At 56.9% G+C, this 12,901-nt stretch carries 10 protein-coding genes, 1 tRNA gene and 1 pseudogene; 6 read left to right on the top strand and 6 right to left on the bottom strand.

The window, feature by feature from the left end:
• Positions 1–1,224, bottom strand: a 1,224-nt coding sequence (locus tag AC0L3K_RS39250) for a serine hydrolase domain-containing protein (protein ID WP_473368070.1), incomplete at its 3' end; no start/stop codon positions are given.
• Positions 1,225–1,374: 150 nt separating this feature from the next.
• Between AC0L3K_RS39250 and AC0L3K_RS39245 the strand changes: the two genes are divergently transcribed.
• A tRNA-Trp gene (locus AC0L3K_RS39245) sits at positions 1,375–1,450 on the top strand.
• Positions 1,451–1,477: 27 nt separating this feature from the next.
• On the opposite strand, the gene AC0L3K_RS39240 is transcribed toward AC0L3K_RS39245, so the two are convergent.
• Complete coding sequence (locus tag AC0L3K_RS39240) at positions 1,478–1,963, bottom strand: hypothetical protein (protein WP_219683749.1); 486 nt, start codon at positions 1,961–1,963, stop codon at positions 1,478–1,480.
• A 188-nt stretch (positions 1,964–2,151) separates the two neighbouring features.
• Here AC0L3K_RS39240 and AC0L3K_RS39235 point away from each other — a divergent pair, with 188 nt between their 5' ends.
• From AC0L3K_RS39235 to AC0L3K_RS39225, 3 genes are all read left to right on the top strand, one after another.
• Positions 2,152–2,532: an HD domain-containing protein gene (locus AC0L3K_RS39235; protein WP_354128765.1), complete on the top strand. Its 381-nt coding sequence runs from the start codon at positions 2,152–2,154 to the stop codon at positions 2,530–2,532.
• Between the two features lie 217 nt (positions 2,533–2,749).
• Positions 2,750–4,345 (top strand): autotransporter outer membrane beta-barrel domain-containing protein, encoded by a 1,596-nt coding sequence (locus AC0L3K_RS39230; protein WP_473256359.1) that lies wholly within the window; start codon positions 2,750–2,752, stop codon positions 4,343–4,345.
• Positions 4,346–4,562: 217 nt separating this feature from the next.
• Complete coding sequence (locus tag AC0L3K_RS39225) at positions 4,563–5,699, top strand: glycosyltransferase (RefSeq protein WP_473368069.1); 1,137 nt, start codon at positions 4,563–4,565, stop codon at positions 5,697–5,699.
• Positions 5,700–5,722: 23 nt separating this feature from the next.
• On the opposite strand, the gene AC0L3K_RS39220 is transcribed toward AC0L3K_RS39225, so the two are convergent.
• Positions 5,723–6,547: an FkbM family methyltransferase gene (locus tag AC0L3K_RS39220; RefSeq protein ID WP_219683747.1), complete on the bottom strand. Its 825-nt coding sequence runs from the start codon at positions 6,545–6,547 to the stop codon at positions 5,723–5,725.
• 126 nt (positions 6,548–6,673) lie between these two features.
• Between AC0L3K_RS39220 and AC0L3K_RS39215 the strand changes: the two genes are divergently transcribed.
• Together AC0L3K_RS39215 and AC0L3K_RS39210 are read left to right on the top strand one after the other, a co-directional pair.
• A complete protein-coding gene (locus AC0L3K_RS39215) occupies positions 6,674–6,892 on the top strand; it encodes a hypothetical protein (RefSeq protein WP_473368068.1) in 219 nt (72 codons plus the stop codon).
• 1,134 nt (positions 6,893–8,026) lie between these two features.
• On the top strand, positions 8,027–8,512 hold the full coding sequence (locus AC0L3K_RS39210; protein WP_219683744.1) for a hypothetical protein: 486 nt from the start codon (positions 8,027–8,029) through the stop codon (positions 8,510–8,512).
• Positions 8,513–9,249: 737 nt separating this feature from the next.
• On the opposite strand, the pseudogene AC0L3K_RS39205 reads toward AC0L3K_RS39210, so the two are convergent.
• From AC0L3K_RS39205 to AC0L3K_RS39195, 3 genes and pseudogenes are all read right to left on the bottom strand, one after another.
• Positions 9,250–9,424: pseudogene (locus tag AC0L3K_RS39205) on the bottom strand (DUF1214 domain-containing protein); the annotation flags it as partial.
• 24 nt (positions 9,425–9,448) lie between these two features.
• Positions 9,449–11,227: an adenylate/guanylate cyclase domain-containing protein gene (locus tag AC0L3K_RS39200; protein ID WP_311985909.1), complete on the bottom strand. Its 1,779-nt coding sequence runs from the start codon at positions 11,225–11,227 to the stop codon at positions 9,449–9,451.
• Between the two features lie 874 nt (positions 11,228–12,101).
• Complete coding sequence (locus AC0L3K_RS39195; RefSeq protein WP_246649192.1) at positions 12,102–12,452, bottom strand: hypothetical protein; 351 nt, start codon at positions 12,450–12,452, stop codon at positions 12,102–12,104.
• Positions 12,453–12,901 lie beyond the last annotated feature (449 nt).

Genomic DNA, 12,901 nt, shown 5'->3' with positions numbered 1-12,901 from the left:
CCCCCCCCCCCCCCCCCCCCCCCCCCCCCCCCCCCCCCCCCCCCCCCCCCCCCCCCCCCCCCCGCCCCCGCCCCCCCGCCCCCCCCCCCCCCCCCCCCCCCCCCCCAACCCCCGGCCCGGCGGGGGGGGGGGGGGGGGGGGGGGGGGGGGCGCCGCCCCCCCCCCCCCCCCGAGGCCGAAGCCGTGGCCGGGCGACAGCAGAGTGCCGTTGGTCACGACGTGAGGCCCGAGATGATCGGAGGCCATCAGCTCCAGCGTCTTGCGGCCGATGATCCTGTTGCCGTCGAGCGTGCCACCATTGCGCAGCATCAGCGCGAAACGGGCATAGTCCATGGTGGTGGAGACGAGGCCGCCGCCGCCGGACTCCATGATTGGCTGCTCGAGCATGTTGAACAGCGCGACCTTGTCGCCGGTCCAGGGATCGGCCGCGAACGGCTCGGCGAGCCGGCCGACATTGGCCTCCGCTGTCGCAAAACCGGTCTCGGCCATCTGCAAGGGCGCGAGAATGCGCTCGGAGAGGTAGGTGCCGAGCGACTTGCCGCTGACGATTTCGATGATGCGACCGAGGATGTCGGTGGAGCGGCTGTAGTTGAACTCGTCGCCGGGATGGCAGACCAGCGGGAAGCTCGCCACCAGGGTGGCATGCTCGGCATTGGTGATCTTGCGGCTGCGCACCCGCGACTCCTGGTAGATCTTGTGCACGGGGCCGTCGCCCTGGTGCTCGTAGGTCAGGCCAGAGGTGTGGCGGAGAAGATCCTGCACCGTCATCGGGCGTTTCGGCGGAACCAGTTCCAGCTTGCCGCCGCTGACCACGCCGACCTTTTGATCGGCGAACTCCGGAATGAATTTCGCGACGGGGTCGGCAAGAATCAGGTGGCCGTCCTCGACCAGCGTCATGATGCCGACCGACACGATCGGCTTGGTCATCGAGAAGATGCGGAAGATCGAATCATGCGCCATCGGCGCCGAGCCCGTCGGGCTCTGCCTGCCGAGCGCCTCGAACCAGCCGACCTGGCCGTGCCGCGCCACCAGCACGGTGACGCCCGGCACGGTTCCCTTGTCGATCTCGCGCTTGAAGGCGTCCGACATGGCCTGGAGGCGGGTGCGCGACAGCCCCAGCGTCTCAGGGCGGGATTCCGGCAGAGGCGGGGTCTTCGGCGAGGTCGAGGGGCGGTGGGCGGCTGTCGCGGACGCTTGGGCAGTCGCAAAGGCTTGGGCAGTCATGGGCACTCCCAGTTGCTTATTATTGTTCGGAGCGGACTGTGGCCCAGAAGGCGCGGCACAAACAAGCGAGGCCAGCGCGCTTCACCCTTGCAATCCGGCCGCCCCCTGTGCTTCAAAGCGGCCTGATCCGGGCGGCAACGCAGGGTCCGTAGGAGTGTAGCTCAATTGGTAGAGCACCGGTCTCCAAAACCGGGGGTCGCAGGTTCGAGCCCTGCCACTCCTGCCAGCATTTTCAAGGACTTACTTAGGAAACCTAGCTCGGGTCAGTGAGGCCTGCCGGCGTGGGGTACACGGCGGGGTAAACGTTGCTGAGCTGGTGAGCCAGACGGTCCAGCCAACGCGCGTCTCTTCGGCGAGGGAAATCAGCAGCGATCAGATCAAAGCCGCGCGCCTTGAGCGGCGCGAACCTACCTCTTGAACCATAAGGTCCCGCGCTGGCCTCCAAAGCCTCCAGCATCTCGGCAAACCCAAGCCGGGTGTCTATCGGGTCGGAGACCTTCACAGCCTCATCATGATAGGTGCCGACGAGGTCGATGCCGGCGCGCTTCGCAAAACGCTCATGGCCTGCAGCTGTCTTCGGCCGCTGTCCTTGTCCTCGCCAATGTTGGCCGCTGAAGAGGTCCTCAAAAGCGAACGCCTTACCTATGCCGAACAAACGTACGTCATTCCTGAGAAATTGATACGAATATGGGCAGTGGATCAATGCCCACTTTGGAATCCCAGCGATTCGTTTCTGCATGGATAGAAGAAGAGGCTGTGACGTGAGAGCGTAGAGCTAATTTGGAATCGTGAGCCCGTGATGCATAGCTCGCGAAGCGCCGAGCGGGTTCGCATGTTCGAAGGTTGTAGGTCACCTGCTTGGGCAGCGGCTTGCCCGTTTAGGTTGGGTTCGGCAGATTGGACTGCAGACGGTAGGTCAATGATTCGATGACAAGCGATTTTAGAGAGTGTGAAATTTGGAGCCGCGTCTTCAAAAATGTCGACCCGAAGGACGTCGAGAAGGCTACTCGCCTAAAGACCTCGTTCATCGTGTTTCGGGAGCGTGTAAAAGGCATTCTTGAGAAAATCTCTAGTTGCCTTCCCAATCTGACAGTCCATGACATTACGCACATTGATGCGCTGTGGGACACTGCCGGCTTAATTGTTGGCTCCTCATATCCGCTGAATCCAATGGAAGTGTACGTGCTTGGAGACGTCATGCTGGCCCAGAAGATCGCGCTTGAAACGTGCGAGAGCAGCGCGCTCGCAGTAGCCCGAAAGTTCACTCCCAGCCGTTTCTTGTTCAGCCGGTCCCGCCCGCTTCGGTAGCCGCGGCGTTGTGTCAGTCAAGTTTGGGCGTGACGTCGCCTATTGGGCCCTTGGCTGACCCTGTCGCGCTGCCTGCCGACCGTCAGCTTGTGACGCAATGCAGACCTGAACGCGCAACTTAAGAAAGTACTACTGCCGTATTATCTGCCTCAACGCGCCAGACGTATTCTGATAATCTGCGTCGCCTCTAGGTTGTTGCATCGTTGAGGAGGCAGTCATGATCAGGCGCGTTCCTATTAATCCGGGTGATTTGACGGACCATGAGATCGGTACAAAGGACATTTTGACCGGCACCACCGACACACCGCTCCTCTATGGTGATGCCGGAAGAAGCCTGCTGGATCACTCCATCGGTGGTGACGATACTCTCACTGCGCAACTTGTCTTCAACGCTCCGCCACCAACTCCCCTCACATTCAACATGTTTGGCGACGCGGTCGGAAATATTTCCGATCATGCCAAGGGCGGCAATGACACGCTATCCGCCCAAGTCACTTACCCCTCGTTTTCTCAGCCCGCAGTTACGGTCAACATGTACGGTGATGCTGGCGGCAGCATCTCCGATCATGCCAATGCTGGGGATGACACGCTGAACGTTCAAGTCACCGGACTTCCGTCTGGTGGGCTGCTCTTTGGCCCGATAGTCAATGTCTTTGCTGACGCCGGTGGCAATCTGTCAGGTCACGCCAAAGCCGGTAACGACGGCATCACACTCTCTCTCGGAGATGGGCACTTTACAGACACTGTTTACGGCGATGCTGGCGGAAACCTGTCCGGTTTCGCGGAAGGGGGGAACGACACCTTGACGGCCAGTAACGGGCCAGAGAGGACCTTGCGGTTCTATGGCGACGCTGGTGGCAACATGTCTGACTATGCTCACGGCGGCAACGACAGCTTCACAAAAAACGGCTCCTCTGAAACCAACAATTATTTCTACGGCGATGCCGGTGGCGATATGTCGGGCCACGCTGCTGGTGGTAACGACATTTACACGATGCACGGAATTGAAACCGACAATTTTGTCTACGGTGACGCTGGCGGCGACATGTCTGATTTTGCTAAGGGTGGCGATGACACCTACAATCAGCTTAGCGGCACTTTCTTCCCAAACATCTTCTATGGCGATGCTGGCGGCAACATGTCCGGCCACGCTCAGGGCGGCAACGACACCTTCAACAAGACCGGCGGGGAGGGAAGTACGTTCTACGGCGACGCCGGAGGCAACATGGGCGATCATGCCGTCGGCGGCAATGACACCTATATCGGCGGCAGCGCATTGCAAAGCGGCGACATCGCATCCGGCTTGAGCAGAGCTTACGGCGATGCGCTGACCATGTCCGGCGACGCTCAGGGCGGCAACGACAGTCTGACCGGAGGCAATGTTCCAAGCCCGGCTCCTGCCGGAACATACGATACCATGCTTGTCGGGGATGCGCAGACGATGTCTGACAACGCGCGTGGAGGGAACGACCAGCTGATCAGCGGCACCGGCAACGATGACATGTGGGGCGACGCTCAGGTGATGCTTGAGCTCGCGAAAGGAGGCAACGACACCTTCGTGTTCAGCGTCAATAACGGCCACGACAAGGTCGAGGATCTCGGTCAGGGTCTTTCGAATTTAGGAACCGACCACATCGATGTCGCTGCGCTTGGTATCGAGAACTTCAGCGAACTCACGATCTCGGCATTTGATCCGACCACACACGAGAGCACGATCACGTTCAGTGCAGGCAATGACGTGATTCTCCATAGCGAGGAAGCACTCAGGCCTCAGGATTTCATATTCGCGCCGCATGGCCTCTTGCTGACCTAGAAGGGAGTGGGCTGGTCCACTGGGCTGACGTGCGCCGGGCTTTTGTTCGTTGCGCGTCGAGCAAATACACCGGTTCGTCAACTAACCAGCTTGCGGTGTAGTCGCGTAAGGCGTCTTCCGCGGGAATGTCGGGGCGGCCAGCGCGTTAAGCCGCTCCTCGGCAACCGCTGCGCGTTCTGTTCCTTTGGTACCGTTCCGTGTCCGCCAGTTCAGGAGAATGGAAAGGCTTGCTGTAGCAGCTGCCTTGAAGGGAGTTGACGGGCTGCCTGTTGCAGCAACCGGCCAGGAACCCTTTTTAATCGGATTTGTTTTTTTCTCAGACAGGCGGGCTCAGCCCTCTTGTGACGGTCTGTTTGCGAAAATGAGTTCGGTAGACGTGGTTGTTCCCTGCTTCCGTTATGGGCGCTTCCTGCGAGAGTGCGTCGAGAGCGTTTTGACGCAATCCGGCCCCGAACTGCGCGTGCTTATTATCGATGATGCGTCGCCGGACAATACAGCGGAAGTTGCGGAAGGGTTAGTCTGCTCCGATCCCCGCGTCAGTTATTGCAGGCACACCTCGAAACAAGGGCTGATTGCTACCGCCAATGAAGGCATCGCCTGGGCGAGAGGCGACTACATGCTTCTGCTGTCTGCGGACGATTACCTCTTGCCCGGTGCCCTTTCGAGATCAGTCGAGCTGATGGACGATCATCCGTCCGTCGCTTTCACCTTCGGCGGTGCGGTCGTTCTTGATCAACGCGGGGAGCGTTCGCGGCGTCGAACAGGCGTTGGATCGACAACCCGCGTTTTGTCCGGACTTGATTTCATTGCACTTAGTGGCGCAAAAAACATTGTGCTGTCACCAACCGTTGTGGTTCGCACAAGCCTGCAGAAAAGATTGGGCGGGTATTTAGCTGATTTACCGTACGCCTCTGATATGGAAATGTGGTTACGGCTGGCCGCACACGGCGATGTCGGGGTCATTGCCGCTGACCAAGCCGTGTATCGAGCGCACTCGGCCAATATGTCAAGTGAGCCTTCGCGGGAGCAAGACCTGCTCCAACGCAAGGCAGCGATAGAACATTTCCTGGATAGTAGCGCCGCGAGGTTGACCAACGCTGCTGATCTTCGTATCCGGATGAACCACATGTTGGCACTTGAAGCGATCGGCTGCGCAAGCGCTGCCTTCAATGAAGGCGCGATGGCGAGCTCAGCACGCCTGTCTAAACTTGCCGTGAGTATCGATCCGAGCGTTCAAAGATCGCGTCGTTGGTGGTTTCTCGCCTGCAAGAAGGTTCTTGGGTTGCGAGGATGGCAGCTGGTGCGGCCTGCAGTTGAATGGTTTAGATCTACCGTGCGGAAGGACCACCGCTGAAGGCTGCCAAAACGACTGGGCCCCTATCCGACCTTGTCAGTTTCGTTCGCGCCTGCCCATACCTCAGCGGATTTACGGCGCTGCCGTCGATAGCTCGTTGTTGGGCCAGTGTGGATGCGACGCCTGTTTATGAATAGGAAATCGACCTCGATCAGCGTGGGAAAGGCGTAGTGCGTGGGAAGGACTGCATTTACGGCAAAGCCCCGTTCTTCGTAAAATGTTACGGCTTCTCTCAGGCTCGGTTGGTCTTGGTACAACGGAGCGATTGCCACTTCGGATTGGAGGCCATAGAATTCTGAGAGCATCTCGCCGGCTCCCGCGGCAACGGAGAGGTCATGCCCTTGAGTATCCATTTTCAGAAAGGCACGCTTGAACCCAAGCGCTTTTTGATATTTGCGAAAGTAATCATCGAGCGTGTCTGTGTCGATGCCGATTCTTTCTGACGCGGCTATATCCCGCTCAAACACGCCACCCGACAGCGGCGTATGCAGAGACGATAGGGAATGCGACGATGCTACATTAAACTCGACATGCCGTCGCGTTGAATCCAATGCAACGCTCTCAACATACCAACTCGCATCGTAGACAGCTTTTTCGCGCAGCGCCTTCGCAAGTTGCGGGATAGGTTCGAACGAAACAATCTGGCCATCATAACCGATAGACCTCAGCAACTCGGCATATTGCCCCTCGTTTGCGCCAACGTCAAAAACGCAATCGGCGTCGAGATAGACGAGCAGTTCGCGGAGCGCATGCTTCTCATGCAGCAGGGGGAAACGATGCGCATGCGCGATTCCAATCGACATCTTGTTAAAGGCGATATCCTGCAGGAGCCGCTTAAAGGTCAGCATGACTGCCACTCGGGGGTTTTCCAGCTATTGACGTTGTGGTAGGCATTAATTATAAATAAATGCAAATTAACTCGCAATAAATGCGCAAAACAAGATCTGACCCGTTTAAAAATGTGGAGCAGAACAATGAAGATCGCCTCGGGAATTTTGTCTGCATTAGCTCTGGCCTTCACTCTAATAATTTCTGCGCCGCCCGCCCTAGCCTGCAACGGCAATGGAAATTGCGAAAACGCGCCCGGCCAAGTGAAGGGAGCCCCCGGTCCGATTGCTGGCACCGGCCTTCCGATTCTCGCCATTGGCTACGGTGTCTACTGGTTGGTTAAACGCCGTCGTAAGGTTGGCTGACATTGGTAGCTCGCCTGCCCCGGGGCAGCCTGTCTTACCTGACATTTCGGTGGGTACTTCAAGCGGTCGCAAGGGGGTGCACGCCAATCCCGAAGAGAGCGATTGCTAGCCTGTTATAATGAGCACGCCGCGCAGGCGAGGCGTTGCAGTTAGCTAATCGCAATCTCCGCTGATACTAGCCGGACGAAATCGTTGTGTCCGCTTTCGTCTACGCCAGAGTTCAAGGGATTTCGGTTCTCAAGCAAGGCTCTATCGTGGTCTGGGAAACACTCGGCGGCTGAAACGAGGCGAGGCACTGGATTGTGGTCGCATGTTCAAAGGAGTGGATTGCACGTGGTACATTGCGAATATCGAGGCAGTTGTCACGCGGAGAATTCTTTGCGGGACTATTCGCTCTCGGTTGTGTAAGTGGCCTCGCATCACGCATCATCCAATCAGTTAACCGGCTTGGATGGGCGGAGGCACTTTTCAATACCTTCGGGATTAGCATAATTGTGTGGATCTCGTGTGCCGCCGGGGTATCTCTTGTTCATCGAGACCGAACGTTTGGGGTGCGTCCGTCAGAGCTGGCCCTGGGGGCAGGTTTTCTCTTTCTCGTCGTTCTTCCGATCGGAGCCCTGAGCTGGCTCGCAGTAACCGCTCTTAGTCTCTACATCATTATCTCCGCCGATGTCGTCTCATCTCGACGGGGCGCTTTCATATTACTGGCTATCACCGTGCCCATGCTTTGGAGCCGGTTGCTATTTCAGTTTTTTGCCAACCTAATATTGCAAATCGACGCGTCCCTCGTTGGTTGGATACTGGGGACGCATCGGACCGGGGACATCGTGGAATTTGCTGACGGATCCGGAGTTCTTGTAATCTGGCCAGCTTGTTCTTCGCTTGCGAACGTGTCTCTTGCAGTACTGTGTTGGGTTACCGTGAGCCAATTAGCGGGCTCCAAGAAATCCGCTTACGACGTGTTGTGGTGCCTTTTGGCCTGCGTTTCAGTAATAGCAGTGAACGTCGCGCGGATTAGTTTGATGGGTTTGAGCCAATGGCATTACGCCACCGTCCATGGATCATGGGGAGACACGGTCGGCAACACAATCATACTCGGCCTAATAGTCGGCTTCAGTGTTCTTGGGGTGAGGCGTGAACTATTCCAGCGCATTTAGGTGGTCTATTGCTGCCGTGCTTTTGTTGACGATTGGATGGAAGATCGCAAGCCAGCCCGAAACTCAAAACTATTTAAAGGACGACCTTATCAAATTCTTTGAACGCAACCACTTCGACGTCGTCGTGACCGACGAGGTCGTGAATTACACGCCGATTATCCGGGCGAGCAGAGCCTCGTGCCATCTGCAGATCGCGACACTTATTCCCGATGGCTCGAACCGGGATCTCATTCGGCATCTTGCTGCAGGTACAGATCGTTCGTTCGTTGTCTTTCGCGGCACGGTGTACGTCCAACAGCCCGTATTCTGGACAGTACTCGATTACTTTTGGTCCAAATTTCTTCGCGAGCTTGGATTGATTAAGCACATTACGCCCGTCATTAGCGTAGCGGTGAACTCATCGTGCAATGGCGAGGGACTTCCGTGGGGTGAGCTAGAAGGTGTCAGGAGAGATCCGCGCTGAACGCCATTGATTGCCAAGAGCTGATGGCGGGTCGGCGCCATCGGCGACCTGCCGTAGCCTACTCCAGTCGACATCCCTCACGTCGGATGCGATCGCGAAGTCGGGCGCAGGCGCGCCGAGGGTACCTCTGAGGAGTTATGAAGTACATTTTCATCGCGGTCGGCTGCTGGCTGCTGCTGAACCTGCTCTTCGTTGTGCTAGTCACTCCGCCGCGTAGGTCGCGCCGGCCGCGACAGCTTGCTCGCACGATTGAAGCAGTCAAGAAATTCATTTTGAGCAGACGGCAGCCCCCTACCTGAGTGGAGACAGTGGGGTTCCGAATTTCCGGAACTACTCGGGTTCGCAGACGGGATTCACATGCTTTAATGAAGCCGAGCGCGGTCGCTGATTTAGTCTTCTCATTTGCTCTGATGCTGTCCTGATAGTGATTTTTGTGGTGGGGAGGACATTTATGCGAGGATCTCGCGCAATCCTTTACGAACGACTTAGCGAACTCGCTTCTCAGCTCTCAGAGTTGCAAGATCTTCGAGATCTGGTGGAAGAAGTTGAGCGAAGCGCCCGCGGTGTGCCTCCATTACGCTTGATACATCCTCCGTCGCGCCGCGTTCGGCGTCGTGAACGGGGCGCTTTGTCTGTTCGCCTCCGTCGCCACGCGCCACTAAGCGGGAATGCAGGAGCTATCAGCCCCCCCTGACAACGACAACCAAGTCGATTGGACTTTGCTGGAGCCATCCCTCGTCTAGAGCCGGGAGCCAGTTTGCTTCCTTGTACGCACCGGGGCTGTCTTTTTGGATGTAGAGCGTCACCGTGCCGCCCGCGTCTTTCTTCACCCGACAACATTGGAGAGTTGATCAAGTAACGGTTGATCGGGTTCTTTATCAGGAACTGGCTCTTCCGGTCGTGCATCGTCACCCACGGCTAGGATTTCGCTCCGTCTCACGCTTGGAGGCCGGCCTTACGCAGCGCGTTGGAGTAATGTTCCTTATCTTGCTGTCTCTTGAGATAGTTGACTAAACCTGTGGAGATCCGTTCATCGGAAATCAATGCACACAGCTTCGCAATGGCTCGTTGTGCCTCGCTGTAAAATCCAAGTACCGAATTGCTGGCCGCGATCACTCGAAGCGCCGGAGGCCAGTCGGGCTTCAGCCGCAACGCCTTGATAGCCCATTCAATTGCCTCTGCTTCTCTTCGTCCAATAAAGTGAGCGAATGCCATAGCGGAATAAGCAAGAAAGATACGCGGATCTAAGGGATTGAGCCTTATAGCACGATGCACACTGTCGATCGCCCGGTCAGCATCGCCTGCGTACGCGTTGATCCATCCAGCGCGGGCCCATGCTACAGAAAGATTGGTATCCAACTCGGTGGCCCGCGTAACCAGGGAGATGGCCTCGTCATTCTCACCGAAGAACATCGCCATCGCATGCGCCGCCCAACAAAGCGCAATTGGATCATCCATCCCAATGTCTCGCGCTCGATGAATTAGCCGCGCAATTTCTCTTTTATCTTGATGGTTGGACCAATGGCTTGATCGATCCATAATGTAGCAAGAAATTGCTAGCCCGTAAGGCGTTGTAAATTCAGGATCATGATCGATCGCCGCGTAGAAAAGCTTCTTTGCTTGGTCATTATCATCCTTGGTCCAGCGATTCCAGCTCGAGAGTCCACGCAGGTAGAGATCGTAAGCATCAAGGCTGATGGTGGATTTCTGCTTCGCTCGTTCTATTTCGGCTTGCTCTATCCGAGGCGCAATGGCGCCTACTACCCGAGCGACAAGGCCGTCTTGTAGATCGAAAATATTCTCAACATCATCGGCAACGTGATGGTCGAATTTGTCCGCCCATAAGTGAGAACCAGTGACGGCGTCTATAAGTTGTCCTGTAATGCGAATCCTGCCAGCTGCCTTTCGAACGCTCCCTTCAAGTACGTAACGCACGCCCAATTCACGTCCGACCTGTTTGATGTCGACGACTCTGTCTTTGTAAATGAAGGTCGAGTTGCGGGCGATCACAAACAGCGATCTGAACCGAGAGAGCGCGGTGATGATGTCCTCGACCATACCATCCGTGAAGTATTCCTGGCCGGGACCGCCCAACATGTTCTCGAACGGCAGGACAGCTATAGAAGGCTTGTCGGGCAGCGCCAGCGGCTTCTTGGCCCATGGGTCGGGCACAGAAACCGCTCCATCCTTCAATTTTGCTGCGTAGGTACGAACAGGCCGGTCGATGTTCTTAAGGTTCTGCTCGCCTAGATCGACGAACTCAACCGGGACCTTGCCACGAACCTGATCGTAGGCAAAAGACGAGATGCAAATGCCACCGGGTTCCGCGATGCTCTCAAGTCGAGCCGCGATATTGACGCCGTCTCCAAAGATGTCATGGGCCTCGATGATTACGTCGCCAATATTGACGCCCACACGGAAAGCTATACGTCTTTCTTCAATCTCACCGGCTGTAAGTTCCTTGGTTCGAGTCTGGAACTGCAAAGCAGCTCGAACCGCCTCAACCGCGCTTGGAAACTCCGCCAGGAAACCGTCACCGGTGTTCTTCACGAAGCGGCCCCGATGCTCCGCGATCGCGGGGGCTACACCCTCCGCTAAGAGAGATGCCAGCCTGGTATGCGTCGCCTCTTCATCCTTGTGCATAAGCCGCGAATAGCCCGCCACGTCAGCGGCTACAACAGCTGCTAGTCGACGCTCGATGCGTTCGCCCGCCACGAAGGACCCCTATGATCTAAGCCAAGAGATCAAACCATAGGGACTGGCCTCGCGCTAGCGGGTAGGCTCCGTGACTCAGTAGGCTTACCCCGCGATTAAAACGACAGATGACCTGACTATCGCTAGGAAAAGCGTTTCGACATGGAAGCTGACCACCTTGAAAAGGGCGTGTCTAGGTCAAGTACTGTGAATTTGGCTTGGGCAACGATGCTTTCTTAGCGAACATTTCAATTCGGCTTTCAGCGTGTGATGCGAGAGCTTTTGTGCTTCCGGAAGAAGATGAGCCGAGAGTTAGACGCATTGACGACATGGCGGCAGTCGTTGCTTAGCCTGGGCCAAACGGATGAGAACCTTATAGTTGATATGGGAAAGTTTGAGGATATTCTGACCGAATGATCGACCGTTCTGGGCAGCTGGAAAGATGCGGAAGGCAGTGGACCTGCAAGACTGGGCTTCGCAAGTTGCGGCAGACACCTACCGGCTAAATTTGCTCTGTCAGCTCACGGGGCGAACAATCCCCAAGGAGCCATCGGTCAGCGATGATGAACTCACCGACGCCATAAGCCAAAGCTTCACGCAGGTGAGCGACGCACGGTTCCGAGAGATGGTCGAGATATCAACCGACGCGGCCCTCGCAGCTTACGACAGGGCAGTATCTGCTGGCATCAGGTTTTGGCGATCCCGGCGCGGTAACTGATTGCTCGGAAAGATCCCTGGCATCGCTCGCCAATGTCGGCCCTGAGGTCTGGTTGTGGCCCGTGGCTGACCTCAGCCCGGAGCGCGGGCATGTCCGCTTCGGGCAACTGACCCGACCAAGGCCATGCTGGCTGGAGAGGGCAGCCTTTGACCGAAGCGGATTACCTTTCAAAGGGCATTAAGTCATACTGCCAGGCATGAAGCATCGGACGCGCGGATGGCCGTCTATGTAGTGCCTCCAGACCATTGTGCGGCCGAAACGGTTTGGTTCTGTGATAACCGCGCCATCAGGTACGATCACCCATTCGTCGTCAATGAGGACGCGGTAACGCCCACGAGTGGACTCCCAATCCGCATCGGACACTATGTACCCGTCGGCATCGGTACAGCACTTCCCAAATTCGCTCTGCAAGCTTTCGAACCATGGCTTCAGCGGAGAGTGGTCGTATCGGCCATCGTCACGTGCCAGTACGGGTGTCAGTAGCAACGCTGAGCCAAGCAACGATGCCGCAAGTTTCGCTGGAAACATCTCTTTGCCTCCGCGATATTCACCGGCCGATCCGCTGGCTTGGTGCGGCTTAGGCTGGCAACCCGGAAACTAAGTCCTTTGCAACTGCCGCTGATGAGTGACGGTAGCCAAAATCGCTCGACGCTGTGATGGGATAGTCCATCCCCATCGTCTACTGACGTGAGTCCTGCAATTCGAGCGAAGGTTCAAAAACGACAACAGTTCAACAAAGGTCAGTGCAGCTGCTTCTTTGGCCCAGCCTGTCAGGACGACTTGGGCCGACTCGGCCGATTGACCGCTGCTGGCCCATCAGCGAAGTAGCAACGCACCGGTTGAGGTCCGCTCAGTGAGGCATGGCGGACCAGATTTGCTCTTCTTCGCATTTTGACCCACATGTATGGTCCGGCCGCGCGTTGCAAGAGGTTTCGTCAACCTGGCAGATGCGGTCTTGCATCAATGTATCCGGCCTC

This window comes from Bradyrhizobium sp. MI1.10 (assembly GCF_055811035.1).
This window is presented reverse-complemented; position numbering and strand designations above follow the sequence as displayed.

Excerpts from the sequence above, each read along its gene's own strand:
- AC0L3K_RS39230 (WP_473256359.1), top strand. The coding sequence starts at position 2,750 with ATGATCAGGCGCGTTCCTATTAATCCGGGTGATTTGACGGACCATGAG.
- AC0L3K_RS39195 (WP_246649192.1), bottom strand. The coding sequence starts at position 12,452 with ATGTTTCCAGCGAAACTTGCGGCATCGTTGCTTGGCTCAGCGTTGCTA.
- AC0L3K_RS39220 (WP_219683747.1), bottom strand. The coding sequence starts at position 6,547 with ATGCTGACCTTTAAGCGGCTCCTGCAGGATATCGCCTTTAACAAGATG.
- AC0L3K_RS39240 (WP_219683749.1), bottom strand. The coding sequence starts at position 1,963 with ATGCAGAAACGAATCGCTGGGATTCCAAAGTGGGCATTGATCCACTGC.
- AC0L3K_RS39215 (WP_473368068.1), top strand. The coding sequence starts at position 6,674 with ATGAAGATCGCCTCGGGAATTTTGTCTGCATTAGCTCTGGCCTTCACT.
- AC0L3K_RS39235 (WP_354128765.1), top strand. The coding sequence starts at position 2,152 with ATGACAAGCGATTTTAGAGAGTGTGAAATTTGGAGCCGCGTCTTCAAA.
- AC0L3K_RS39225 (WP_473368069.1), top strand. The coding sequence starts at position 4,563 with ATGGAAAGGCTTGCTGTAGCAGCTGCCTTGAAGGGAGTTGACGGGCTG.